Annotated in this window: 26 protein-coding genes; 8 read left to right on the forward strand and 18 right to left on the reverse strand. The window is 44.1% G+C overall.

Going from position 1 to position 26,579, the window contains the following annotated elements; genetic code table 11:
• Nucleotides 1-100: 100 nt before the first annotated feature.
• The 15 genes from ACRRSW_RS20675 to ACRRSW_RS20745 form a co-directional block, all read right to left on the reverse strand.
• The gene (locus ACRRSW_RS20675) at nucleotides 101-352 is read right to left on the reverse strand and encodes a hypothetical protein (protein WP_432455678.1); all 252 of its coding nucleotides are present in this window, start codon (nucleotides 350-352) and stop codon (nucleotides 101-103) included.
• Nucleotides 353-745: 393 nt separating this feature from the next.
• Complete coding sequence (locus ACRRSW_RS20680; protein WP_432460324.1) at nucleotides 746-2,155, reverse strand: O-antigen ligase family protein; 1,410 nt, start codon at nucleotides 2,153-2,155, stop codon at nucleotides 746-748.
• An 8-nt stretch (nucleotides 2,156-2,163) separates the two neighbouring features.
• Entirely contained in the window at nucleotides 2,164-2,952 is a 789-nt protein-coding gene (locus ACRRSW_RS20685) for a tyrosine-protein phosphatase (RefSeq protein ID WP_432455676.1), read from the reverse strand.
• Nucleotides 2,939-3,355 carry a VanZ family protein gene (locus ACRRSW_RS20690; RefSeq protein WP_432455675.1) on the reverse strand — a complete coding sequence of 139 codons (417 nt, stop codon included), beginning with the start codon at nucleotides 3,353-3,355 and terminating at the stop codon, nucleotides 2,939-2,941. Before ACRRSW_RS20690 ends, ACRRSW_RS20685 begins: the two co-directional genes overlap by 14 nt.
• The gene (locus ACRRSW_RS20695; RefSeq protein WP_432460325.1) at nucleotides 3,346-4,113 is read right to left on the reverse strand and encodes a hypothetical protein; all 768 of its coding nucleotides are present in this window, start codon (nucleotides 4,111-4,113) and stop codon (nucleotides 3,346-3,348) included. The genes ACRRSW_RS20690 and ACRRSW_RS20695 overlap by 10 nt, the downstream gene beginning before the upstream one ends.
• 59 nt (nucleotides 4,114-4,172) lie before the next feature.
• Complete coding sequence (locus ACRRSW_RS20700; RefSeq protein ID WP_432460326.1) at nucleotides 4,173-5,246, reverse strand: glycosyltransferase; 1,074 nt, start codon at nucleotides 5,244-5,246, stop codon at nucleotides 4,173-4,175.
• Entirely contained in the window at nucleotides 5,243-6,319 is a 1,077-nt protein-coding gene (locus tag ACRRSW_RS20705; RefSeq protein ID WP_432460327.1) for a hypothetical protein, read from the reverse strand. The genes ACRRSW_RS20700 and ACRRSW_RS20705 overlap by 4 nt, the downstream gene beginning before the upstream one ends.
• A complete protein-coding gene (locus ACRRSW_RS20710; RefSeq protein WP_432460328.1) occupies nucleotides 6,303-7,313 on the reverse strand; it encodes a hypothetical protein in 1,011 nt (336 codons plus the stop codon). The genes ACRRSW_RS20705 and ACRRSW_RS20710 overlap by 17 nt, the downstream gene beginning before the upstream one ends.
• The gene (locus ACRRSW_RS20715) at nucleotides 7,314-8,378 is read right to left on the reverse strand and encodes a polysaccharide pyruvyl transferase family protein (protein WP_432460329.1); all 1,065 of its coding nucleotides are present in this window, start codon (nucleotides 8,376-8,378) and stop codon (nucleotides 7,314-7,316) included.
• A 92-nt stretch (nucleotides 8,379-8,470) separates the two neighbouring features.
• Nucleotides 8,471-10,768 carry a GumC family protein gene (locus ACRRSW_RS20720; RefSeq protein WP_432460330.1) on the reverse strand — a complete coding sequence of 766 codons (2,298 nt, stop codon included), beginning with the start codon at nucleotides 10,766-10,768 and terminating at the stop codon, nucleotides 8,471-8,473.
• Between the two features lie 31 nt (nucleotides 10,769-10,799).
• A complete protein-coding gene (locus ACRRSW_RS20725) occupies nucleotides 10,800-11,333 on the reverse strand; it encodes a polysaccharide biosynthesis/export family protein (RefSeq protein WP_432460331.1) in 534 nt (177 codons plus the stop codon).
• On the reverse strand, nucleotides 11,334-12,530 hold the full coding sequence (locus ACRRSW_RS20730; RefSeq protein WP_432460332.1) for an outer membrane beta-barrel protein: 1,197 nt from the start codon (nucleotides 12,528-12,530) through the stop codon (nucleotides 11,334-11,336). It abuts the gene before it with no gap.
• A 41-nt stretch (nucleotides 12,531-12,571) separates the two neighbouring features.
• On the reverse strand, nucleotides 12,572-13,984 hold the full coding sequence (locus ACRRSW_RS20735) for an undecaprenyl-phosphate glucose phosphotransferase (protein ID WP_432455666.1): 1,413 nt from the start codon (nucleotides 13,982-13,984) through the stop codon (nucleotides 12,572-12,574).
• A gap of 90 nt (nucleotides 13,985-14,074) precedes the next feature.
• The gene (locus tag ACRRSW_RS20740) at nucleotides 14,075-14,662 is read right to left on the reverse strand and encodes a PEP-CTERM sorting domain-containing protein (protein ID WP_432455665.1); all 588 of its coding nucleotides are present in this window, start codon (nucleotides 14,660-14,662) and stop codon (nucleotides 14,075-14,077) included.
• A 730-nt stretch (nucleotides 14,663-15,392) separates the two neighbouring features.
• Nucleotides 15,393-16,490 carry an extracellular solute-binding protein gene (locus tag ACRRSW_RS20745; RefSeq protein ID WP_432455664.1) on the reverse strand — a complete coding sequence of 366 codons (1,098 nt, stop codon included), beginning with the start codon at nucleotides 16,488-16,490 and terminating at the stop codon, nucleotides 15,393-15,395.
• Nucleotides 16,491-16,798: 308 nt separating this feature from the next.
• On the opposite strand from ACRRSW_RS20745, the gene ACRRSW_RS20750 reads away from it, so the two are divergent.
• From ACRRSW_RS20750 to ACRRSW_RS20765, 4 genes are all read left to right on the forward strand, one after another.
• Entirely contained in the window at nucleotides 16,799-17,158 is a 360-nt protein-coding gene (locus ACRRSW_RS20750; RefSeq protein WP_432455663.1) for a TraR/DksA family transcriptional regulator, read from the forward strand.
• 105 nt (nucleotides 17,159-17,263) lie between these two features.
• The gene (gene pyrB / locus ACRRSW_RS20755) at nucleotides 17,264-18,196 is read left to right on the forward strand and encodes an aspartate carbamoyltransferase (RefSeq protein ID WP_432455662.1); all 933 of its coding nucleotides are present in this window, start codon (nucleotides 17,264-17,266) and stop codon (nucleotides 18,194-18,196) included.
• Nucleotides 18,196-18,654: an aspartate carbamoyltransferase regulatory subunit gene (gene pyrI, locus ACRRSW_RS20760; protein WP_432460333.1), complete on the forward strand. Its 459-nt coding sequence runs from the start codon at nucleotides 18,196-18,198 to the stop codon at nucleotides 18,652-18,654. Before pyrB ends, pyrI begins: the two co-directional genes overlap by 1 nt.
• A gap of 247 nt (nucleotides 18,655-18,901) precedes the next feature.
• The gene (locus tag ACRRSW_RS20765) at nucleotides 18,902-19,903 is read left to right on the forward strand and encodes a DUF2860 family protein (protein WP_432460334.1); all 1,002 of its coding nucleotides are present in this window, start codon (nucleotides 18,902-18,904) and stop codon (nucleotides 19,901-19,903) included.
• A gap of 169 nt (nucleotides 19,904-20,072) precedes the next feature.
• Here ACRRSW_RS20765 and ACRRSW_RS20770 read toward each other — a convergent pair whose 3' ends face one another.
• Nucleotides 20,073-20,999 (reverse strand): exo-alpha-sialidase, encoded by a 927-nt coding sequence (locus ACRRSW_RS20770; RefSeq protein WP_432455659.1) that lies wholly within the window; start codon nucleotides 20,997-20,999, stop codon nucleotides 20,073-20,075.
• A gap of 179 nt (nucleotides 21,000-21,178) precedes the next feature.
• On the opposite strand from ACRRSW_RS20770, the gene ACRRSW_RS20775 reads away from it, so the two are divergent.
• Complete coding sequence (locus ACRRSW_RS20775) at nucleotides 21,179-21,565, forward strand: DUF3302 domain-containing protein (RefSeq protein ID WP_432455658.1); 387 nt, start codon at nucleotides 21,179-21,181, stop codon at nucleotides 21,563-21,565.
• Nucleotides 21,565-22,707: an HlyD family secretion protein gene (locus ACRRSW_RS20780; RefSeq protein WP_432455657.1), complete on the forward strand. Its 1,143-nt coding sequence runs from the start codon at nucleotides 21,565-21,567 to the stop codon at nucleotides 22,705-22,707. Before ACRRSW_RS20775 ends, ACRRSW_RS20780 begins: the two co-directional genes overlap by 1 nt.
• Before the next feature lie 346 nt (nucleotides 22,708-23,053).
• Here ACRRSW_RS20780 and ACRRSW_RS20785 read toward each other — a convergent pair whose 3' ends face one another.
• Nucleotides 23,054-23,686, reverse strand: coding sequence for a YceH family protein (locus ACRRSW_RS20785; RefSeq protein ID WP_432455656.1), 633 nt, complete (start codon nucleotides 23,684-23,686; stop codon nucleotides 23,054-23,056).
• 297 nt (nucleotides 23,687-23,983) lie between these two features.
• On the opposite strand from ACRRSW_RS20785, the gene ACRRSW_RS20790 reads away from it, so the two are divergent.
• The gene (locus ACRRSW_RS20790) at nucleotides 23,984-25,129 is read left to right on the forward strand and encodes a GGDEF domain-containing protein (protein ID WP_432455655.1); all 1,146 of its coding nucleotides are present in this window, start codon (nucleotides 23,984-23,986) and stop codon (nucleotides 25,127-25,129) included.
• 130 nt (nucleotides 25,130-25,259) lie between these two features.
• The gene (locus ACRRSW_RS20795) at nucleotides 25,260-26,045 is read left to right on the forward strand and encodes an ABC transporter permease (protein ID WP_432455654.1); all 786 of its coding nucleotides are present in this window, start codon (nucleotides 25,260-25,262) and stop codon (nucleotides 26,043-26,045) included.
• Between the two features lie 15 nt (nucleotides 26,046-26,060).
• Here ACRRSW_RS20795 and ACRRSW_RS20800 read toward each other — a convergent pair whose 3' ends face one another.
• Nucleotides 26,061-26,495 (reverse strand): GNAT family N-acetyltransferase, encoded by a 435-nt coding sequence (locus tag ACRRSW_RS20800; protein ID WP_432455653.1) that lies wholly within the window; start codon nucleotides 26,493-26,495, stop codon nucleotides 26,061-26,063.
• Between the last annotated feature and the right edge of the window lie 84 nt (nucleotides 26,496-26,579).

Here is a 26,579-nt window from a genome sequence, read left to right on the forward strand (position 1 = left end):
ATTTCCGTCAGTTGGAACGGGTTTATCGCTCTGGCGGCAAGACGAAAAAAGGCTAGTGAAAGCTAGCCTTTGATTATTTTCATAGCGTACAACGACTCATTTAACTAGCAGACGCAAAACCACTCCCACCAGAACCTGCACCACCACTACCAACACCAGGCATACTCGGTGGCGGTGGTGGCGTCAATAAACCTACAGGATTCAGCGCAGCAGGAAAAAATGGTGCCGAAAGCCCAGCAGGCGGTGCGGGTAAAGGCTGAGGCGGATCGGCAGCAAGCGCTAGTCCTGCCGCCATCATTTGCCCTGCCGAGACTAAGATCAGTAGCCATTTTGTTAACCGTATTTGCCTCATAAGTCCTCCTTGAACTAGCGTGGCATAACTACAAATTTACTTACTGTTGAAATAGCATCAAGCTCAAAAAAGCTCTACGGTCACGATTTCAACACCAAATACACTTCTTTTACAAAATCCATGCAAATAACAATCCAAATAATTTGCACAGAAAAATCAATACGTTATTAAAATAATTTTTTCTGTTTTGTGAGCCATGTAAAATAAATTGACAAACTTAGCTGCGGTTATTTCTAAGGGCTAACCGCCTCACTCTGATCGACGTAATAAATGCAGCATAAGTCGTTCATCCATTCTGAGAGACTCGACTGATAACAGTCATTACCACCATCGATCCTCTGTTTTCCAGTGACTCATAACATTTTCCTCGACTGTATAAACAGCGAACAGCGCCTATACATCCCTTAGATGCCCTTCTTTCGGCATCGTCGCAGCAACCATTCCCAGGCATAATACAATAATGAAACTAGCGGCATTGGCAGGGGCCTGAAGATTAAAATCGACACTAATGTGGATCAACATCGCCACAATCGCCATCATGCATCCCAACGCTGTGGCCCGCATGAGTGGGTCCATTCTTTTTCTGATTGCGATCAAACATCTAATTAGAGTCCAAAGCACCGCTGCGCCTAAAACCGCCGTAGCAAACACTCCGTACTCAATACTAAACTGCAGATAGTCGTTGTGTGCATGATCGTAAAATTGAGCTAAAGGCTGAGGCGCGTAGTTTTGAAACAAGGCATAAAAACTACCGGCACCGCTGCCCGTGATAAAGAAGTCTTGAAGCATGTTCAAACTCCAATCAAACACCGCGACCCGCTCTTCTTCTGCCAATACTGTCGAACTTAGTCGCTCTCTTAGATTGTCTAAACCAAATAAGGAACTCACAATCAATACATCGATCAACAAGACACTCACAAAGAAGACGGTTAACGTACGTGGCCGCTTCCGAAACAAAACCAGAGCAAAACAAGCGCCAATAATAGTACTCACAAAAAAAGCACTATTGCCCATCCGCGAACGCGACATAACCAAACCAATCACCATAATCACCATGCAGAGCCTGATCAACATTTTACGACTCATGAATGCTTCAAGAATGCGTTTTAAGGACTGCTGCCAGCTGCTACTTTGTTGGGCATTCAGCTCCGACACGACGAGGCTTAAACTCATGCACAAACATAAAATAAGATAATTCGCAAAGTGGTTTTTATACACAAAGGAACCCGTCGCATGGCTTGCCGTAGGGATCTCAAATACTGGAGATGCCGCAACATCACTTAAAATGAGCATGGTGCCGTAAAAAGCTTGAAAGGTCCCACTCACGACAAAAGCTAGCATCAGCACTTGCATGCGTTCGCGGCAATTCAATAACAAACAACAATTGACCGCGAGTAAGAGATAACTGCAGCCCATCACTAAATTAACCAAGGTCCGATTGGGATCCAGTGACAACGGTGCCTCGCTGAGCGGCTCAACGCTAACGCTTGCAAGTTCACGAAAGCTGGCGGCAGCACCGCTCCACAAGCTAAGCATATCAATAGACAAGGGAAGTAACTGAGCCAAAGCCACCAACTGCAAGATCCCTAAACCGAGTAACAAAAATCGGTTGGTTTTTAGCCACCCCCAAGGAAGGGCCTGGCGCCAACAGTAAACCAGTATCAAACTTTGCAGAGCAATCAATCCTTCCATAATCGACCAAGCCCAAGGTCGATTGCTGGCTAATGGAATTGGCAGCCACACCACTAACAACAGTAATAGGCCAAAAGCAAATCGCTCTGTTTTGGGAGAAAACATGTCCATCAAGGCTCCTAGGCTTTACGACTAAAAATATCAGGCTCAATCAGTGATGTGACGGTCGTTGCCAGTGTTCCTTGACAGCTAGCCGCAATCATTCCGGGGGTATCAATAAACAAACGTTGCGCTCGCGGCTGCCCACAAAGCAAACTCACCTTATCGTAAGCTTGACTCAAATTTGGCTGACGCTTCTCCAATCCATGGCAATCACTCGCGACCACGTCAACCAAATCATCCTCTAGCATTTGAAATGCTGTTTGTTGAGCCGTCTGGCGAAATTCTCCCAACAATGCACCGGCTGTCACTTGAAATAAACAGCCTAAACGACGCCATTGGCTGACCAGATTAATTTCATTCCATACCCCACGATTTCGCTCGGGATGAGCGATTAAGGGAGTGATATTTCTCGCCGTTAACCACTTAATAAAATTATTAAACCCTTGTGGAACATGTCCATGGGGAAGCTCCAGTAGCAATACATCTTTATCTTTAAAGCGTCCCAATAAAGGCAACTTTCCCTGTTTATGCCAAAGCATAATTTCTGGGCACAGGTGCACTTCGGCAGCGTAATATAGTTGCAAAGGAAGTTGCTGAGCATGAAGCTCTCGATTTAATAGCTTGTAGCTATGGCGGATCGATTGTGGGGTATTATCAAAAACTCCCGGTAAGATATGGGGGGTAGCCAGCATCACTTCTATGCCATCATCTACTGCAGCACAGAGCATTTTTATACTTTGTCTTAAGTCTTTTGCCCCATCATCAATTCCGGGTAGAATGTGACAGTGAATATCAACGAAGCCCATGTTGCTGCTCCTTTTTTTGCTTAAGAAGAAAGAGGTAATGAAGCAATAACCAGCTGGTCAGCGCGCATAAAATACCAAACAAGTTACTGATTAAATCGGTCCACGAAAACTCTCGCGTAGGGATAAAACGCTGTAAATTTTCATCCACTGCAAAAACCAATATGAGCAGTAAAATAAAACGACGAACGCGCTCTCGGTGCGCTTTTCCAAAACGACAAAAACCAAATAACAAAGCAATGGTACACAGGTAGGAAAAAATAAGATGAGTCATCTTGTCGCCACCTAAAGCTATTTCCAGTCGCCAAAGGGACAAAGAAAACCAGCCAAGAGATTTAAGCACACTGCCTAAAACCACCAGCGAAACAACCGTTACTGCTACCACTTTTAAATTAATTACTGCCATGACGATTGCGCCTTACAAAATTCGGCTTGAGCAATCGAACCTTGATAAGTCAGTAGGTAACAAATCCGATCTCTCACCAGTGCCGAAGGTATCTCTCGCTTTAGTTTGCGATTGATCGCTGGATTCTCGAGTAAACTCACTAGCGAGCTTTCTACCACTTGCTGCTGAAGCGGATCCAATCGCTCCCAATTAGCAATCCCTAAATTAACCATACCGAGCAAACTTGCCTTGGTTTTTGGCGCCACCGCTACACCTTGCGCCAAGTAAGCAAACCAAACCGCTGCTGGCTCTCCCATCGCTTGGCGGTTACTCGCAAGCGCAACATAAGTATCTGGCCACGTCGGCCTTAGATTCGCCGCTTGCTGATAAAAAGAGTAAGCCTTAGCCAAATTTTGAACTCGCTGTTGCGCTTTATTATCTTCACTTGAGATCACTAATTGATAAAAATTGCGCCACTCGACCTGCTTGGCAGCAAGGGTTAAATAAAGTGGATCATCATGACGCCATGCCAACATTTGTTGAGACACGAGCTCTGCAATCAGAACGTTTTGTTCGCTAAGTGAATGGCTATAGTCTTGCAGCCATCGCTCATGCCAGTTACGTAACGCATAGGAATAAACGTTGGCCAAACCTAACTGAAACGCCAATACCAACACCGTTAGCGAAATCGCGACCATTGTCGCCAAACCGAAATAACGCCATAACATTCGCCCAAAATAAACTGCGCTTCTTGCTTGCATTTCAATAGATGCTTCCATTGCATCTCCTTAAATCATTAACTCCCGCGTACATCGTTCGCTCACCTGAAACCATACGATTAACTGAGTGTTTGCTCTGATAGCGCTAAGGTGTCAGCCGCAATTTGCCGATATAGACTTAATAATCCGGCATAATTTGCTAAAGAAAAATGTTTGCGGATATGCGCTTTGGCATTGTGAGACAGCCGTTGGTATTCACTCGCATCGGAGAGTAACTGCTGACAACGTTGATACAGTTCTTCTATGCTGTCACATAGATAACCCGTTTCGCCATCTACGACGCAGTCCACCACGCCATGAGTTCTGATTGCGACCACTGGTAATCCAAAATACTGGGCCTCAATGGGAGCCACCGGCATTCCTTCCCAATGCGCAGTTGAAACATACAATCGAGCCGAGCTGTAATATTGAAACAAAGCCTCACGCGATAACCAGCCAGAGACATAATCAATCCCATCGGGTTTCGGTCCACCAAGCCAAACGAGACTATATTGATGACTGGCTAAAGCATACAGCGCCTTAAAGTCGTCAAAGCCCTTTTGTTTACAGATCCGGCCCACCGAGATAATGTCAGCCTGCGAGCTGGTCACCGAGGAAGTTAGATCCGAGAAATTCACCCCATTAGAGATAGTATGCACCCGCACCTTAGTGCTGAATCCCTTGGCCAGTTTTGCTTCAGATCCGCCACAAGCAACGATACAGCCAATCAGACTGAGTCGTTTTTCTATCCAATAGAATACTTTTTGTTTTAAGGGAGAAAACTCCTCCGATAAAAAGGCAAAGCAATGGGGGGTGTAACAGAGCTTGTGCGCGCTCAAGCCAAATGCGATCCGTCCCAAGAAACCAGAGAACGAAGAATGCAGGTGGATCACCGAATAATTCTTGGTCTTCACACGAAATAGCAGATAGCAAAAGACTTTCAGTAAAAAGAAACGCTCTCCCCGCTCGTAAGGTATCTCAATTAAACCCACATCAGGGAAACGCTGTGCAAGATCCTTCGGAGTTTCATCCTTTTTGCTATACAACAAATCAAACTGGAGTTGCTTATCCTCAGCGGCTAAATATTGAATTTGGTCAGAAATAACAGAGCATACCCCGCCGGCAAGGCATTCAGTAAAAATAAGCACTTTCATGATATTAAGGTCCTTTTACTCATCCAATAAAAAATCCCGCAACGCAGTATGTAACTCAAACAAACCACCACCAAAGGAGCATAACTCTGAGAAAGATGAACCGACAAACCAGTCACCATCACTAACATGCAAAGCACCACAAGATTGGGCAAATAGAATTTAATTTTGTTCTCTTTTAAACCACCAATGTAAAAAGACAGCTCAATAAATACGCAGGCAAAAATAACCAGTAGCAACAGGAAGTCGCTGCCACTAGGGGGCAAAATTAAATAGATATATTGAAACACTAAATAAATAGAAGGGATCGCTAGCAGAGCGGCCAGCACAAAAAATATCTTAAATACCGTAGCACTGAAAATTTTGGTATTAAATTGGGCAAATGCTGCCTGTATAAAAATCGACCAGAATACAACAAACTGTAATAGAAGACTATAAAAGCCAAGCGCTTCCATAGAAGAAACCGCAGCAATAAAATAACGCTGAAAGAACATCAAAAAAGTCGATGAGAACTGATAGCTTACCGAGTTAAGCGCCGATTTAATCACTGGCAAAGAAACATATGCTGCGGGCCGATGGTTCAAATAAAACATCAATAGGAACAAAAACAAAAAAATACCAACAAAATAATCAAAGGCAACAAGCGGATGATTAATTGATAAGCAGACCATAAGAACGGCAATAATAAGAGCAAAAAGCTGGTACTTTTGGTAACGCTCTTGTTTCGAAAACGACACCATTGAATCCAAGTAGACATCAACAAACTTCACAAAAAATATAATTTTAAAAATATCCCAAGCGAATAACAAACAAAGTAAATAAGCGAATAACAAAACGACTAATAGACTAAATCGAATACTCTTATGCACCTGATAGGCACTCTGATTTTCGCGACTCGAAAAATATCCCGCTAAAGAGAAATTCTTACTTGATAACATCAATACAATCACAATTGATGAAGCAAAGCTTAAAAATAAAGAGTACTGTCCAACATAACTTAAGTCGTAATGCCGAATCAGCATCAGCGGGATCAGCCACTGAATAATTGGATTCATAAAACTAATTAGTGCGTTCATATTTCATCCAAGAAAAATACATCATGATATAAATTGAAACAGAAGATAAATGACGCATGTAACTGCCGAGATCGGGTTCAAATAAGAGTAGAACCAGTAAGTGACTTATAAATAACAAGCCAAATAGACGCAACTCTATGCTCTCGATTTGAGAGAACTTAAAAAAAGACACGAGTAAAATAAGGATATAAATCTGAAGGTAGAGCGAGTTGCCGGTGAAAACAAAAAAAACCGGGAAATTAAAATAAACCAAGCTAGAAAAATAATTCCCCATAAAAGCCTGCGCTGAATCGGGAGTCAAGGGGTTAAAATAGATCGTTTCGTGTCCCGCTCCTCCCATTGGTCTTAAGGAATTAAAAATATCTCGGGTACCTTGCACCTTAAAAAAGAAATCCTCTGGAAGCAAAAATAAAGAGAATAAGACAAGCAATACCACCAGCGCTTTATATTCAAAATTCAAGCGTTCCATTAATAACAATAAAGCAAATACGGCGATGATCAGTAAGTAATAATTACGAACCAAGCCATAGCTAAGGTACAAAGCAAAGATCAGTAACAAGGTATATGAGAGATTCTTAGATTTGCGATACACAAAGAAACAAGCAATAACTAAAATAGAAACCAAGGTTTCTTTTTGGGGCCGAGATAAGCCAAGAACCAAATGAGGCATCAATAGCACAGAGCCATAGGCTAATTCGTCCCAGCGCCGAACAAAAAATGACATGGTGGCAATATAGGCAATGCCTGTAACAAACACTAATAGGCTAGATAAATGCTCACCAAGGAACTCAAACACCAAAGTCGTATAATAATAGGAACCATCTTGTGAAGACGGAGACGCGCTACCACTCGCCATCTCCATAATCAATTCAGAATCGCGAAAATATTTTTCGGGCAAAATAGCCTCTCCCCAGAGGAAGACCACTAAAAAAGCCACCAACCATAGTGAGAAGAATAGATACTTGTAGTATTTACTCTCTTTACGAATATACATTTATAAACTGGCTCGAATCTGATTAAAAAAATCCATTTCATTCATTGCTCTCAGCTTAGCGACTCGCTCTTCTACCGCTACACTATTAAAATTGTATGCGTTATCAACGTACTCTGAGATATTCAAATCTTGATATGCACCAAACCCCTTCCTCTCATAACTGAGATGAAAGGTTTTAAAGCCTGCTAATAGCGATTCAATGGCACCATGCAAACGAACTGAAATCACTAGCGCTTGCGGGTATTTTGTTAAGGCCTCCTTCACCGAAATAAAATCACTAATCCCGTGTTGTTGGTAAAAATCACCATCGTTATTAGAATTGACCTCACTTTGCACCGCATAAACAACGCTCTCGAATTGCGCCAATACTGGCTCTAACTCTTTCAAAAACTTATGGTTAACCGCTTTGCCACGGCGTAAATCCCTTAAGATCAAGATACAAGTGGAAGAGTGAGGCAATGTTGAAACTTCTAGCGAGTCAAATTTACGGATCAACTCCGAAACGGCCATATCTTTCACACGCGTGCTTTGGAGATTAATATTTTTAAGCTCTGCGACGGTTTTATCATCGCGAACAAACACTTGCTCAGTATTGGCCAGTAAGCGACTCAACCACGCAGAATAGACATAGCGCAGCGGACCAATACTCTGTGAGAGTAGAATATGCGGCTGATTAATGTTGCTTTTAACCCAAGCAATTTGTGAGCAGTGCACAATCAGCGTTTTTAGGGCTTCGCTGAGGGAACCAAACCTTAAATATCCGCCACCAACGGAGTAGAAACGATCACAATGTTGTAAGGACTGGTATTGTTTTGCTGAATAGCGCCCAAACAGCAGAAAGCCAATCACTTTCAATAATACCGCGACGTGCCCCAGTATGCCGCTACGGGAAAATTCATTACCAAGCACCTGGTAATCGCCGTTAAAACTATCGGGATCACTACAAACAATGATGATCTCGGTATCTTGGCCATGTTGCTTCTTTATATATTGGCAAGCTAGCTCAACCAGCAAACCATCACCCGAGTTTTTAGACGAATAGCAATTCATCAAAGCGACTTTCATTCGGCTTTCCTTCCCTTTAAAGCTAAGGATGCGCTAAACCAGCGAACCTCAATTGTTGTTTACATCCATAGCGCGAGGCTAAAACTAAGTTCTTATGACTGTGTGGCCTTACCGCTCTGATTTTGATATCCGTAGTATTGGTACTCCCCATATTCATTTTTCTGTTTAGGACTGGCTTTATTAATCACCACACCATCGATGGCAATATCATGTTTTATAAGACTTTCTAAACTACTATTCAGTTGCTTTATATTGGTGCTTCCGGCTTGAACCACCAACAATGCGGCTCCTGCTAAGCGGCTGAGTAATAAACCATCGCTCACCGCCAATAGCGGGGGCGAATCAATAACAATCTTGTCATAGCGCTGCTCTAACTGTTCAATCAACATCGCAAACTTATTTGAGGCTAATAGCTCCTGAGGATTCGGGATCAACATGCCACCAAATAAGGTATCAAGACCCGATTTTTTATGATGATAAATACAATCACTCAGCTCTGCGCCCATCACCAGATGATTAGTGAGGCCCAACGGATTTTGATTAAAACCAAAACGCTCAGACAAGCTAGGTTTGCGTAAATCAGCTTCAATCAGCAATACTTTTTCCATGCCCGCCATTGCCATCGCTAGGTTCATGGCCGTAGTGCTCTTACCTTCGCCAGGTACCGAAGAAGTAATGCACACCCGTTTACGCTGGTTGTTGACCAAATTAAATAACAGGGAAGTTCGAATAGTGCGGATCGATTCACTAAAATATCGCTGCTTTTCATCAAAAAACACCTGACTATCCATCAGCTTATTCTTATATTTTTTAGCGTTGATTTTTGGGATTGCACCGAGCGGATGTAAGCCCAGCTTTTCTTGGATGTCGGATGACTTCTCGATAGTGTTATGAAAAGCATCCGTAATTAACACTAAGACCATGGAAAACAGCAAACTGGCCAAAGCAACTAAGGCAATGATGAGACCTTTATTGGGCTTCGCTGGATCTAAAGGGATGACCGCGCGATCGCTAAACCGCGCCACTGCCGACTGAAAATCATTGGTCGCTGCAGTCTCTTTCTGTCGATTCAAGAACAGATCATAGAGCTTACGATTACTATCAACCTCACGTTTAAGAGCGTCATAGGTCGCGCGCTTCACCGCAATCGCTTGGAACTGAGTTTTCTTACTGGCTAATTCTGCTTGAATTGAATTTTCTTGCTTAACAGCCCCTCTTAACTCTTTTTCTATCCCCGTGGCCAAATCGTTAAGCACCCGACCAGCTCTCTCTCGCACTGCCGCTAACTGTGCTTGGGCTTGGATCATTTTGTCATGTTTCGGACCATAACGCTTACTCAATTCAGAAACCAAACGTTCCGCTTCAATCTCAGCGACACGAACATCACGCAATTGCGGGTGATTGGAAATGACAGAAATCGAAGACAGTTCAGCTAAACCGGCGTTCCGGTTATCTTGTAGTACATAGTAGAGTGACTCTGCGGCCACTCGGCGATCTCTGGCATCGCTGAGCCGGCGACTTAAATCATTTAACTCATTCGAAGCCAAACTATCGACACCGCTCACATCAACCAGTCCTTCCGACGTTAAAAAAGCGGCTTGGCGACTCTCTGATTGCTCGACCAATGCTCTCAGTTTATCTAAACGAGTCTCTAACCAAGTGCTCGCCTCTTGATTGGCATACAATCGAGATTCTCGGTTATTTTCGATGTAGGCTTCCCCAACAGCATTTGCAACTTGCGCAGCCAATTGAGGATCCTCGGATTCAAAGATGATTTTTACCAACTGAGTTTTTCGTAGTGGGCTAATACTTAAACGCTTACGAAAATTCTCCATCACCGTTTGCTGCCTTTTTTGGAGCAGCATCTGTTCACTGAGCGGCTCTCGTAATGGCAATAAACTCAGCAACAAAGGCGAATGAGCGCCAAGATTATACAGCGTCTCGAGAGGATTCTTCAGTTGCATCCAGCCACTGTCGGCTTGCTCTCCATTTAATTCAGGGTACTGCTCTAGCTGTAACCCTTGGATCACTTTTTGCGCAATGGTACGGGATTTTAATAGTTCAAACTGGGTGAGATAGTATTCTTGTTTAGAGGTATCAACCCCAATCACGTCTTCAATCGAGACCGCTTTTCTTTGCTCCGCTTCGATCAATAGCACCGCCGAAGCTCGATAAACCGGGGTAATCGAAAATGTAATCAAGGCGGCAAGTAAGGCAGCCAAAAAAGTAAAACCAATAATCATCCAAGCCCGTCGACGTATTACCGAAAAGTACTGGCTCAAATCAATAAACTCATCTTTATTCACTGGTCGCTGCAAAGAATTAAGTCCGAGCCTGGAAGCTGGGTTGTCTATATGCAGGACGTTGCGTTGGGCTGTGTGATTCACCATTAGACTTCCTTGTTAATCCAGTATCTTGTCGTTAAAAAAAGCTAGCCTTGACGACGATAATATCTCCGGGCTCAACCTTGGTATTGAGACTGACCTTATTTTGAGGGCTGCCACCATTTCCAGTCGTCACATTAATATTTGATTTAGACGCTCGCTGGGTAAATCCACCCGCTAAAGCCACCGCCTTTTCTATGGTTAAACCTGGCTGATAGGCGTAACCACCGGGTTTCTCGACTTCTCCATTAATAAAAACTTGTCGGTACTGGACAATATTCACTGAAACTTTAGGTTGAATTAAATAGTCACCTTTTAAGCCCGACTCAATGGTTTGTTTCAAGGTTTGAGTGGTTGCATCACTCACCGTCAAACGACCTAGGTAGGGATAATCAATTTTGCCACTATTGTTAATCAGCACTTGCATACTGAGATCGTCTTCGCCATAAACATGAATATTAATTACATCACCTGGCCCAAGTCTGTAGGAATCATCATTGGCCGCCTGACTCACTAGGCTAGGTAGCAGCAACATTAAAAACAATAGGTAAGCAGCGAACCGATTCATCATCTAAAGAGTCCCCGAGAAGTGAATAAACATGACATTTTGCTGGTAACTTAAGCCTGCTACCGAGGAAGACTTGTCTTCTCTTTGGTAACTAACATTCAGCTTCAACCAGTGGCGTAACTCATATTCGATAGCCACTTTCGCCAGCGTAATCTGCTCATCACGATCGACACCTGTATAAGCGAGGTCGGTATCGCGATAACTTAGCTCCGTGGAGAGCCGATCCAGCCAGTAATGCTGCCAACTCGTCTGATAAATAGTTTCATCAATATAGTTGCCTAATTGATCGGGATCTTTCGCAATTTTGCTAGTAAAAACATTGAACTGTGAGTATTCCACTGGCAAATAATTAAATGACAATAACCAACTCAAACCCGAGAAGTGCTCGCGTTGGGCTGACTGGTAGCCTTTATCCTCATAACCGATCCGAGCAGAACCGCTAGACTTACCGCTAATGTCCCACTCGGCTCCAGCATAAATAAAACTATCATCGTTATTTCGACTGGCCTGATCGCTTGCGTTCAGCCGATAACGTCTTGCGAGTTGCTTAGCCTCCAACAACAATTCGGTGGCATTGGAGACTCGGTAGAAAAAGGTGGCACCATAACTGAGCTGTCGCCAGTTCCGATATTGAGTTAGCGACTCCAGATTTTGATACTGCTTGGTTTCCCAGGCCAATTGCAGGTCGACACGCCCGTAGGCCTGCGGCGCACCATAGGAATAAACACTCTGCAATTTATTACTTTGAAAATAAATCAGCTCTTGGATATCACTCCCCAAGCCTTGCGATAATCCTCGCCCTCTTTGCTCATGCTGATGAGCGAACCGATAAGCCAACTTAAGCCGATGCCTAAGCGCTAACTCAAGCTCAGCTTTAGCGGCAAGCTGGTGATCGAGATAGTCATCCACATGACTCTCGAAATACTCAGCCGCAGAAATTTTGTAGCCCAGCTCATAAGAAGCAAGATCACGTTCTGCGAGGACCTTGAGCGCTGCATCCAAGACCAAAATATTAGATGAGGATGAGTCTTTTTCCGCGAGTGTAATATTGTCATCATATTTATAGCCGAGCCCTAACATTGGAACCAGTGCCAAGCCAGACTCGGTCATATAGGGCTGCGGGGCCAACTTTGCATTCACAACATGACTCAGCATAAATAAAGTCCCCATTAAAACCATAAAGGCTCGAAAAATTACCATGAACTTCCTTGTAAAATCATTGCTGGCGAGGCTTGAATTCCCTAGTACGCCTGCTCACTACGAAAACCTTTAAAAATAGTGAGGTAAACAATTTTTATGTCCATCCACAAACTCCATAATTGGATGTACTCCAAGTCGTAAGCGATACGGCGCTCCATTTTGTCGAGGGTATCCGTTTCACCTCTGCAGCCATTAATTTGCGCCCAACCAGTGATCCCAGGTTTTACCTTATGGCGCAGCATGTAACGGTCAACCACTTGGCGATATTCCTCATTATGAGCAACCGCATGGGGACGCGGGCCAACGATCGACATAGAACCCATCAGTACGTTAAAGAACTGGGGCAATTCATCTAAAGAAGTTCGACGAATAAACGAACCAAAACGAGTCACTCGTGGATCATTCTGAGTGGCCTGAGTCACCTTACCGCCATTTTCCATTACCTTCATCGACCGAAACTTCCATACCCGAATTCTCCGACCATCTAAGCCGTAACGATCTTGCTTGAACAGGATTGGACCAGGCGAGCTGAGCTTGACGCCAATCGCCAACGCGATTAACACAGGACTAATCAGCAACAGAATGATGCTGGCTAAGATAATGTCTTGCACTCGTTTAGTGAATACACTGGCCAGCCCACGAAAAGGGCTGTCAAATACACTCACCGTTTGAATGTTTCCCAAACTACTCCAGCGGGAATGAATGAGATTATAAGTAAAGAAATCAGGCACAATGAAAGTGGTACAGGTGGTATCGGACAGCTGCTTCAAATAGCCGCTAATCCGACCCTTAGCATGCATTGGTAGTGCCACGTAGACATGATCTACTTGACCACTTTTTGCCAAATCGAGGGCTTGGGAAACCCGCCCAACCGGACCAAAATATTTGGAATCATCTGCCAAGCGAGCGCAATCTCGGTCATCAAAGAATCCCATGAAAACCAAACCTAAATCCGGGTTAGCAATTAACTCTTGCTGAAGCCTGAGACCCGTTTCCGAGACGCCAATAATCAACGCCTTACGCGTGTTATAGCCAGTTTGGCGTAACAGCGCCAAAATTTCCCGAAACACGATACGCCAAACGATCAATGCGATAGGCGTGACTAATAGCCAGCCCCCGAGAACCAAACGTGAATAGTTATCGGAAACCTTCAAGAAATAGTTACTTGCGAGGATCACTGCAACCGTCACCAACCAGACACTCAGAGTCACCTTCGCTTGTTCTTTTACCGAGGCTATTCGCCACGAACGATACAGCGTGAATGACTCTGCAACAATTAAGAAGACGATGCCTAAACCAATAGCCAACATCTGGAAGTCATCATCAACCTGACCCGTTCTCCACCACGCTAATCCAGCCAGAGTGGCAAAGATGATCGCAAGATCTGTAATACGATAGACCAACGCCAGTTCGAATTCATGGCTGCGAACCAATCCATTTCTCTCGTTTCCCATAACACATCCTTGTGCCAATCAATTGACCGAAAAGAATTTTATATCAAGAGATTCATGCTGCAGATGACTCTGCAGCGCTCGGTAAACCACTTAATTTTGAAAAGGAAGTCCCCGACGTGTAAATAGCCCAACCATCACCAGCGCAAACAACACTAACGAACCAGGTTCAGGAACGGAAGTCACGCTAAAGGTCGTTCCGCCAACATAGGTCTGTTCTGCATAGGCATAAACCGTCCATTCGCCGACTTCTAAAATATCGTTGCTAGCAATATAGTCATCACTCCAGTAACTCAATAAACCAGAACCCGAAGCCTGCCAAGTTTCAATATCATCCCAAGCGCTATACATGTAACTGAAAGCTTGCTCAAACCCGCCAAAATACCAATAGAAGGTAATATCGAATAAACCATTAGCAAAACCGCCAGTTCCCTCATCGCTTAAGCGATTTAAGGATTGGAGATCGAAACTCACGGCAGCGCGAATATCATCATCAATGTCGATAACACTTGCCGGACTAGGAACAGCGCCACTACTCGGATCTTGCTGAGGAGTGGGATATCCTCCCAAATACACCACCGGTCCTGCCGGTACACTGGGGTTTTCTGAGGCCGTTATAATCGTGGCCGAAGTATTAAATGTAGTTAAACTGATAAGTAAAAATAAGATGGAAGCCTTCATCGCGGTTTTCCTTTACCAAATAGTGAAAAGCAACAACTCTCATTTGTAATTAGGCAAACATTAAGCCATAAATGATAAGCTCGTCACACTTTTTGTTAACATGCTGTTTTTTAAAACTTTTACTTCCACACTATTATTAATTTGATTACTTATATAAAATTAAGTTTGTAAATTAATTCGACACTATGTTACTAAAACAATATTCCTGTATTTTTTATGACCTATCGCTGTATGTAATTTGCCCTCATCAATGAACTAAAAAAGACCAAACTTTGTCGCAAATTCCTCAGTTTTATCTAGTTAGAATTAAATATTCAGGATATCAATAAAATATCGATACACTGTAAAGTTGGCTGACATCGACACAGTGAACCCCCAACAACACTCGAGTAAATACCAAGTTGTTGTTATATAAGAGCATTCATAACTAATACCCTGATTTATTTCCACCAACTACTTGCCGTATTCTGCTCAGCAAAAAATATATTGTTCGAGCGACGAGTAACGGTTTAGCTGGCGAGGTCAATTTAGCGTTGAAAAAATAATATAAATTGCGATGAAAGAGGAGCGTCAGAGCAACCAAGCGAATAACGGCAACCACGCGCTCAGAGAGGATAAGCATATTGCAATATGCTCGAGTCAACCTTCTGGCTGTAACCCTTCGCAGGATAAACCACAAAAAATGCCAGCATTTCGCTGGCATAATTTCAATACGGAGTGTTCTGTTTAGTTAACGTCCCGACTTAAACTTGGTCCATAAGCGAGTACGAACCCGTTCAACCTTCGGTGGAACATTGGTAAATCCATAGAGATTTTTAGCCGCGGCTTCGCTTGGGTAAATTCCCTGATGCTGAGCAATTTCAGGATTGATTAAAGCGGTCGCCTTAGTATTTGGATTGGCAAACCACACAAAATCGGTCACCTTGGCGATCACTTCGGGACGTAATATATAGTTGATAAAAGTATGAGCGTTATTCGGGTGACTCGCATCTTTGGGAATAGCAAACATATCAAACCACACACCAGCCCCTTCTTTAGGGATGATATATTCAAGTTCAACGCCATTTTTGGCTTCTTCGGCACGCTCATCCGCCATTAACACATCGCCCGACCAGCCGATCGCGACACAAATATCGCCACTGGCTAAGTCATTAATATACTGAGAGCTATGAAAATAACGAATACTTGGCCGCAGTTGCGCCATTAGTGTTTCAATCTCCCCTTTATAGTCTGCCATATTGCTGCTACCGGGATCCTTCCCCATATAATTCAGCATCGCCGCAACCACTTCACTGGGCGCATCCAAAAAGGCTATGCCGCACTCGCTCAATTTCGCTGCGATCTGTGGATCAAACACCAGCGACCAACTATTTAAATCAGCATCATCACCTAAAATTTGTTTTACTTTATTCACGTTATAACCAATACCCGTGGTGCCCCACATATAAGGGATGCCATACAGGTTACCCGGATCATAATGTTGTAGCGTGGCTAGAAGTGTCGGATCCAGATTGCCCCAGTTACTCAGTTTGCTGCGGTCCAGCTTTTGATAAACACCCGCTGTAATTTGCCGACCATAGAAGTCATGAGAGGGGGCGACAATATCAAAGCCGGTGCTTCCCGACAGCAATTTAGCCTCCAACATTTCATTAGAATCAAATACGTCATAAATCACTTTAATACCCGTTTCTTTTTCAAACTCGGAAATTGTGTCCTCGGCAATGTATTCGGTCCAATTGTAAACATTCAGTACTTTCTCTTCTTGAGCCATTACTACATTGGTCACTACAGCAAGTAGTCCAACCAACAGCATGTTTATTTTATTCACTCATGCAATCCTCAATATACGGTGATGCTGACATCACACGTTTGTTTATTCTATAAATGTAGTCTATAAACTGCTTTGATAACTGGCAGAGCCATTTAATCACAGCCTGCCAGATTAAAGCCGCGAGATAGTACTCGTTAATTAATCGAAACCCAAGTGCTAGCTGGCTAACAATTATCCAAAAAAGCGCTTTGAAAAGCCTTTACTAGTCGTTAAAATCGACGATTAACTAAATTTTTGGGTTATATACGTACTAAGTTCGCTTACGTACTCGCGTTTAACACACTAGGAAGAAGACATTCAAAACAATGATTAACGACCAACAAATTGAGACGATTCGTCAACAACTCAGCCAGAAACTAGAGGAAATCCAACTTCGTCTTGAACAAGATAACGAGTTGATTAAAGACAAAAGTGATCTAGGGGATGACGTTGATCGAGCCAATCAAGAAGAGTCTCAACAAATGCAGCTTAATCGTCGCCAACACGACCTTGCTCAAGTAAAAAGCATTAAGGATGCATTACGTCGTATTGAGGAACAAGACTATGGTTTTTGTGAAAGCTGCGGTGAAGACATCAATGCCGCACGACTCAACGCTCGCCCAGAGTCACGCTACTGCATCGACTGCCAAGATTACCGCGAACGTAAAAGTAGCCAATATGCTTAAACAACTACAAATTAATCTTAGAATTAGTCACTAAGATCATATTCACTTGCTCTGCTCGCTGTTATAATTCCGTTCCGATTTCACATCGGATTAGGATCTGCGAGCATGAACAACCCGCTTTATCAAAAGCACATTATCTCCATCCCTGATTTATCCCGTCAGGAACTCGAGTTAATTGTCGACACCGCACAAAACATAAAACAACAACCCCGTCCTGAGTTACTCAAAAATAAAGTTGTTGCTAGCTGTTTTTTTGAAGCCTCAACCCGTACTCGTTTGTCTTTTGAAACCGCAGTGCAACGTTTAGGCGGGAGTGTGATTGGCTTTGCCGATGGTGGTAATACTTCGCTGGGCAAAAAAGGCGAAACCTTAGCGGATTCGGTGAAAGTGATCTCTTCTTATAGCGATGCGTTTTTTATGCGCCACCCCCAAGAGGGAGCCGCTCGCTTAGCCAGTGAATTCTCCAGTGTGCCAGTGGTGAATGGCGGCGATGGTTCTAACCAACACCCCACCCAGACCTTACTCGACTTATTTACCATTTATGAAACGCAAGGGAGTTTAGAAGGCCTTAAAATTGCGTTTGTTGGTGACCTTAAATACGGACGTACGGTACATTCGCTTACCCAAGCCCTGTCCTTATTTGGTTGCGAATTTTACTTTATCGCACCGAAAGCATTGGCCATGCCTGATTACATTACCGAAGAGCTAAATGAGCGCAAAATAAAATATCATTTATATGACAGCATCGAAGAGGTCGTTGGAGAACTGGATATTTTGTATATGACTCGCGTGCAAAAAGAGCGCTTCGATGAGACAGAATACCAGCATATCAAATCCAGCTTTATTCTTCGGGCCAACATGCTTGAACAAGTGCAAGACAACCTCAAGATCTTACACCCGCTGCCCCGAGTCGACGAAATCACCACCGATGTAGATAGTACGCCCTACGCCTACTACTTCCAGCAGGCTGAAAATGGTGTTTATGCTCGCCAAGCTTTACTCGCGCTAATCATGACCAATGAATTTGGAGTTCAATAATGAAGAAAAAACTGCAAGTTGAAGCGATTGCTCACGGCACGGTGATTGACCATGTACCTGCGGGGCAAGGAATTAAAATCCTTAAATTTTTTCAGTTATCGGCGGCCCAAGAACGGATCACGGTGGGCTTAAACTTACCCAGCGGAGAACAACAAAAGAAAGACCTAATTAAAGTTGAAAACACCGTTTTTGATGAAAACCAAGCCAATCAACTAGCCTTATTTGCCCCTCATGCCACCATCAACTTGATTGAAGACTTTGAAGTAGTGCGTAAGTTCCATGTCTCCACTCCGGAACAAATCAAAGCTGTATTTGCCTGCCCGAACAGCAATTGTATCAGCCACAACGAGCCTATCGATAGTCACTTTTATGTTCGTCATAAACAAGCAGACATCAAGCTAAAATGTCATTACTGCGAAAAATCCTTCGATCTAAGCCTATTCCCTGAACTGGACTAGATTCAAACCAACCCAGCCACAACATGCGCTAAACCCGGTGTTGTGGCTCGGAATGAGAACACTTTACAAACAACAGCTTATTCGACTAAATATTAAAAAATCCTCAACATACTGCTGTTAATTTACCCAATACCTAAGTTATGCTGTGCTTTGTTTAATCACAGTCAATCGCTCACTTATCAAAAGTTGGCGTCATGAACATAACAAAATGAATTTCTTAAAATTATTTAGCACAAGGACGTAAGCGATGTTGAATCGAGTTAGCAGTATTTTATGCTGTAGTCTGTTACTGAGTTTCGCCGCTGGCGCTCGTCCACTCGCAGAACAAGCTGGATGGTCGGCCACCCTTAATCTCAACTTGGGTTATGTTGGCGGGCAAAGTCAATTTTCCACTGATGATGACAACCAAGTCACTCATGATCTAAATAATAGTGGCCAGAGCACCAATACGCTGATCGCCTATCCTTTGTTACGAGCCTCTTACACCACTGCCGACCTAAAAAATCAGTTTTTTGTGGGTAACAGTAAAGAGAACTTAGGCCGAGCCCAGTTTCAATACGAGTTGGGTTATCGCCGCGCGATCAGCAATAAAAGTCAGTTGACCGTTGCTTACTTCCCAGAGTTGCCATTGATGAATGATACCTGGAGTGATCCTTATATCACTAATGTGGCTCGACAAGAAACTGATGAAAATGTCCAAGGGGGACGACTGCGTTATCAATCCATTGCCGATAGTCCATTTACCCTTGAATATGTTTATGCCAAACGTAGCATTGACAACGAACAAAGTGGGGTCGCTATATTTGGCCAAGGTTCCAGCCAAGCCCAAGCGCTAAATCGCAATGCCAATTTACACCGAGTCATTGGCGAAATGTTTGTGCCACTTTCCAAACAATGGTTTCTGTCTCCAGCCTTGGTCTACACGACGAGCAAAGCGGATGGTAGCGCCAACGATTTTAATAGCTATACCCTGCGTCTAAACAGTGTTTATAAAATTGAGCGTCATTTATTAACGGTCAACCTAGAGTTAGGTCAAACTAAGTATTCTGATGGCAACCCGGTATTTAATATGCAAACTCAAGAGGATGACCGACTCTCCTTATTTGCAATTTACCTCTACCAACGTCCATTTGCTTGGAAGAATGCAATGTTTAATGTCACCGCTGGCTATCAAAATAGCGACTCAAACATTAACTTCTACGACAGTAAAGGCTTCATCACCACCTTTGGTTTTGGTTATACTTTTTAGTGGTACAGCATTGAATCAAGGGCAGCGTTAGCTGCCCTTTGCGATAAGGTTTGCTCATTACTTAGATTCGCAATAAGAACTTTTTATCATGCCGATTGGTACGCCGCCTGGCGTACCAGCAAATACAGCTCAAGTCACTGCTGCAAACATTTACCAAGGGTCTTGGATGTTAGTCTTCGCTTAAATCCAGTTCCGCTAAGTAAATTGCGGTCTTATCCTCATGACTGGAGTAATAACTGCAATACAAGGTATTACCTCGCTGTACTAAACCTGGATAACTGGTATCGCCACCGGAAGGTAAAACTTGCACTTCTTTTAAGCGCCCCTGATCTGCATCAAGCCAACACAAACTGGTACGCACCGGTTGGTATAAACGTAGTGCACAGAGCAACCGCCCATCGTCCAGCTTAAGCATTACCGGACCACCAATTTGTAATGCTAAGTCCTGCCATGTCCATTCCAAATAAGGCGGCTTCGCATAACCCAGTTGAGCGCTTGCGCTATCTTTATCGCGCCTTAATAAACATAGCGCCGAGCCATCATCAAGCAAACTCAAGTCATGCTCATTGGGGTAAGCGAGGCCATTTTGTTTAAGGCTAAACAAGGGATCTAAATGAAGCTGATAGTTCCCTTTCGCGTCCATCCGATATAGATCTACCTTATCCAAGCGATAACTATAAGCCACTGCATAGGCGCTATCGGCTAAATAACGGCTACGCCACAACCACATCCCGGCTTCCCCTTGTGGGCTCAACTCCGACCAAATTAACCCGTCATCAGACCAAGCAATATAGCTTTGTAACTGCGATGATAGCTCGTGACGCGTTACACCTGCGCAAGTCAATAACATACGTCCATCCGGGCTCACAACCAATTTAGGGTCTCGTAAATCCAAACCATCCACATGCAGGAAAGCCGCCGGTTCAAAATCGGTTTGCTCAAAACCACGACGTAAGATCCGAATGTCTCCTTGTTCACTCACATGTGCACTGGCTTCGCGAAAACACAGCCACAGCGAAGCGGCAAATTCACACATATCAGTAAACGCATTATGCTCAGCCTTATCCCAGACTTGTTCCACCGAAGATAATCTCATGTTGACCTCACCGCGATTAATTCAATATTGAGTAAAAATGAGCCTATGATTTTTAGTGTGAATGCAGCTTTTACTTGCAAATTAACCATAGTCTACACAGTTAGTTCAGTTATCGGCTATGATCGTTTAAGCTAAATCAATAGTTTAAGTTGCTCGCAAAAATATCCCGAGGGGGGACTATGTTTTTGGATTTTTTCGCTTTAGGTTTACTGCTTTTTGTCGCGCTTACCCTGTTTTACGGAATTATAGCCATTCATGATATTCCCTATGAAATATCAAAACATCGCAATCACCCCCACCAAGATGCGATCCATGTTGCCGGTTGGGTGAGCCTATTCACGTTGCATGTATTGTGGCCATTTTTATGGATTTGGGCCACGCTGTATCGCGAAGACCGAGGTTGGGGCTTTCAACAAATCGAGCAACGCCAACAAGACTTAGAAAATCAAGAACAGCAACTCGCCTCACGAGAACAGGTGATGGAAGCCGAAATCAGTAAACTCAAACGCCAAGTCGCCATCATCAGTAAGCATGTGCAACAACTAGAACAAGGAGAGAGTCAATAATGGATTTATTGCTTATTCTCACCTATGCGGGCCTGTGTATCGCTATTTTTAAGATCTTTCGTATTCCGCTCACCAAGTGGACGGTGCCAACCGCAGTATTAGGTGGCATCTTCATCGTTGGGGTATTGATAGTATTGATGAACTATAACCATCCCTACACTGCCAACGCCCGACAAATATATACCTCGGTCCCTATCATGCCTCTAGTTCGCGGTAAGGTGATTGAGGTTCCAGTGGAAGTTAATCAGCCGATACAAGCCGGTGAAATCTTATTTAAACTGGACCCAACACCATTTCAAGCCATCGTTGAACAACGTCAGGCCGAATTGGCCAGTGCCCAACAATTAGTGCCCCAACTCATGGCACAATGGGCCAGCGCCAAAGCAAATACCACCGCGGCTATCGCCGAGCGAGATCGCAACTTAAAGTCTTATCAACGTTATGCCGAAGGACGAAAGAAAGGCGGAGCAAATAGCCCCTTCACCGAATTAGAAGTCGAAAACCGCCAACAAGCCTACCTTGCTGCTGAAGCTAAACTACAAGCGGCACAAGCCAACGAAACCATTGCAAAACTCGCCTATGATTCGCAAATCAACGGCGTGAATACTAACGTGGCACGCATTCAGGGGCAGCTCGATAGTGCTTTGTTCGATCTAGAGCAGACCGTGGTCCACGCACCGAGTGATGGCTTTGTTACCCAGGTCGCATTGCGCAAAGGCATGGTGGCCGTACCAATGCCGCTGCGCCCTGTCATGACTTTTATACCCAAGGAACAATCAATGTTTGTCGGCGCCTTTTGGGAAAACTCTATCAAGCGCCTGAAAGCGGGTGATCAAGCTGAATTTATTGTTACCGCGCTGCCTGGCGTAGTATTTAAAGGCACCGTAAGACAAGTGATGCCAAGCATTGCCGAAGGTGAATTTCAAGCCAACGGAAACTTAAGTGGTGCAGCGGTATTTTTTAAACATAGTCGCAGTTTGGTGATCATCGATCCCGAACCTCGATTCGATGAATATCAACTGCCAATGGGCATTAGCGGCCAAGTCGCCATCTATACCGAGCATTTCCATCATCTCTCAGTGATGCGCAAAGTGCTACTCAGAATGCAAGGTTGGATTAACTACATTTTCCCCTTTCATTAATCGCCAAGGCGTCGCGAACCAAAAGGCCAGCAATATGCTTGGCCTTTCTTATGTCGACGCAGGTAAAGTTCTAGTTTATCGCCCTTTACCAATCTAACTCATTACCGGTTCACTCTTGCTGGCCTTAATCACCACTAACGGCGTTATATATCTTGTTATTAGAGCCACGAGTTACTGCACTTCATGCCTGGTTATCGGCAGATTTATGCTGCGCAATACGTTGATCGTATAATGAATCAGATTGGTATTACATGCCGTCGCCGTTGAGCATTCAATCCTTCCGTTGTTTTCCAAACTAAAGCTGTTTGAATTTCCAAAAACGAGCCAATGGCAATATAAAGAAGCATTACTCTAAGTCTTCAACTCTTCGCTTTAGGGCTGCTAACTCTTGTTTAAGCGCATTTATTTGTTGTTGTAGCTCGCCCTCTGATGAAGTTTCTCGCGTAGAGTCTGGGCTCACCGCCAAGCTAGATTCTCCAGAAAACAAATGCATATAACGCGATTCACGTTTCCCTGGCTCGCGCTCTAATTTAGAGATAAATTTGCCACTCTCATGTTCACTCAACGCCTGTAAATTTTGCTCCACTTCTTGAACACTACTAAAGTTTGCTAAACGCTGGCTGCGAGTACGTAATTCTCCAGGGGTTTGCGGCCCGCGCAAAAACAATAAACAAATAATCGCTCGTTGTTGCTCGCTGAGTTGTAAACCACCAAACTGAGAATTGCAAAAGCGATGTTGGTAACGAACCACCCGTCCAGCCATCGGAGCCTCGGTCACTAAACGCAATTGTTGTAATTGAACCACTGCATCTTGCACCTCAGCTTCAGACAAACTCATCACTGGCTCTCGATTACTCTTTTGATTACAAGCTAAGGTTAAAGCATTTAGCGACAGCGGATATTGGTCTGGCGTCGTTGTTTCTTTTTCTAGTAAAGCGCCAATCACACGAGTTTGTTCTAAAGATAAATTTTGTTCCACAGCTCACCTCAATAACATGTTACAGCAGTAGCTTAATGCACTACCGACCCCAGAATACGCCAAACTGAATTGCCAAGCAGCTTAACATGATGCGTTTCGTGGATAACTTCAACTAAACTGAAAAAACTGAAATAGAAAAAGTGCTTTAAAAGTGCTCATTTTTCACGTTTTATTGATGTAGATTAGCGTTATCGCCTAGATTCATCGGTATGGTAGCTCTCCGCTTCATATCGAATAATCATGGCTACACTGCTATATCATCGAGCAGTCAATTACAGATAGGCTGGAAAGCAACAAATGGAACCGTTTCGTTGGACCTCTGATTTTGAAACTGGCTTGGAGGAAATAGACAAGCAACATCACCAATTAATCGATCTGATTAATAAAATTGGCAATTTTCTCACTCAAAAACAGATATCAACCGAAGAACTAAGACCATTTACCGTAGAGCTGAATCACTATGTGGTAGAGCACTTCCAAGAAGAAGAACAATTAATGACATTATGCCGAGTCGACCCTCGACATAAAAAAATCCACATTACAGCTCACCGCGAATTTCTTGACGAAATAAATAAATTTGAACATCTAGACAACAGCAACCAGCATGCCCAAGTTAAGCAGCTATTAGACTACCTGATTCAATGGCTGGCTTATCATATTCTCGGCATTGACCAAGAGCTCGCGAAACAAGTGCAATATATCGAAAGCGGTGAACCGCCTGCAACCGCCTACAGCAAAGCCGCGCAGCCTAAAGATTTGGCAACCGAACCCTTAATTACCGCATTACGTGGTTTATTTCATCAAGTTAGCGTACGCAATCATGAGTTACTCGAACTCAATCAAAACTTAGAAAAAAAAGTACAAGAACGCACCCTCGCCTTGCAAAAAACCAATCAACATTTGCAATCTTTGGCCCATACCGATGTTCTCACGGGTCTGCCCAATCGACGCCATGCAATGATTCAACTCAAAGAATTATGGCAACAATCCTTAACACAACAAAGTCCCTTAGTCTGCATGATGATAGACGCCGACCATTTCAAACAGATTAATGACCAAAAAGGCCATGATGCTGGCGATACAGTATTGATGTTACTCGCGCGCAATTTACGCGAATCGGTCAGAAGTGATGATGTGGTGGCTCGCCTAGGGGGCGATGAGTTCTTACTCATTTGTCCAGACACCGATCAAGACGGCGCCTTAAGGCTCGGGTCTGCGATTCGTCAGCGAGTCGCCAATTTGTCCATCAACCAACAATATAAAATAAGTGTGAGTGTAGGCATCGCCAGTCGCAGCTCAGAAATGACCCATCACGAAGCGATGATCAAGGCTGCCGACAAAGCAGTTTATCAAGCCAAAGCAGACGGTAAAAATTGTGTGCGCATGTTCCAACCCAAGCAAGATGAACCTGCAAACAAGGCGCTAAAACAGCAAGCCCAGTAAACCATTCAGCAACCTGAGCCGTCACTATTTCGAGGTAACTCGGCAACGCTACAATATGGATTAAAGGTTGCAGCGAACACCAAGCCGTGTTGAACTTCAATTTTCTCTTGAAGTCTATTTGGGAGCACCCATGACCATTGATATAAGCTGGCCTGCACTCGCTTTTTTTTCACTGATATTGCTGGTCCCATTGCTCATTAACTGGCATTTTCACTTAGCTTTGGGCAAAGATATGCTCTTGAGCATCTTCAGAATGGTGGCACAGCTCGCTTTACTCGGCGTTTATCTGCAGTTTCTATTTGATTTAGATAAACTTTGGATCAACCTACTCTGGTTAGCGCTGATGCTCATGGTTGGAGCCAGCGCCATCATTGATAAAGCCAAGCTGCCTAAACGAGGTTTATTTTTAGCGGTCACTTGCGGCCTGCTACTCGGTTTAAGCCCAGTGTTATTCATTTTGCTGTTTGGCCTGCTCAAGCCGGATCCCAGCTACAGCGCCCAATACCTGATCCCCCTCGCCGGTATGTTATTAGGCAATAGCCTCAGCGGTAATATTATCGCTCTACAGCGCCTATTTAACCGCCTCAGCGAAGCCAAACAAGAATATTATGGCTACCTTGCGCTAGGAGCCAATCGCAGCCAAGCCACTCAAAGCTTTGTGCAATCGGCAATGCAGCAATCCTTCGCCCCCTTGCTAGCCTCCATGAGCACAGTTGGTATCGTGACCCTACCAGGTATGATGACTGGACAAATTTTGGCTGGCAGTGACCCATTGGTCGCGGTGAAATATCAGCTGGTGATTTTAATTGCGATCTTAGTCATGCTCAGTATTTCCGTCTCGACCACCTTAAGTCTGAGCATTCGAACCACCATCAGCCCCTGTGGCCGAGTCAACATCCCCAGTCCCCACGCTTAATCAGCGAGCCAGACTTCACACCTCTGGATTGCTCGAGGCATTAAAGGAAAACATCCGCACCTCGTCACGGGGGAACCAATTCAGGCTTTGATAAAACTGCTGAGCATGTAAGTTATCCAGATGCACAAACAGGTGGGTTTTCGCAATGCCCTGGCACTTGAAGGCCGCAACCACTTGCGCCACTAACTGACGCCCCAAGCCCTGCGAGCGATACGCTTTCGCCACGACTAAGTGTTGTAAATAACCTCTTCTGCCGTCGGTGCCTGCCAATACCGCCCCAACCAACTGCTGCTGCGCCACAGCCACAAAACTTAACCCCGGATTCCGCTGTAAATAAGCCGCAATACTTGGCTCCGAATCAGCATCACGCAAGGTCATCCCTTCGGCCTGCCTCCAAAGCGCCATCACTGCTTGATAATCCGCGGCTCGCATTTCTCGTAATACTGCCATTCAAGCCTCCGTCAACTAAATGAGCATCAATTTAAGCCAAAGTCGCCACTGCAGCCAAAGTGATAAGATAAAAAAGCGGCCAAC

Source organism: Agarivorans sp. QJM3NY_25, from assembly GCF_050870875.2.
GTDB lineage: Bacteria > Pseudomonadota > Gammaproteobacteria > Enterobacterales > Celerinatantimonadaceae > Agarivorans.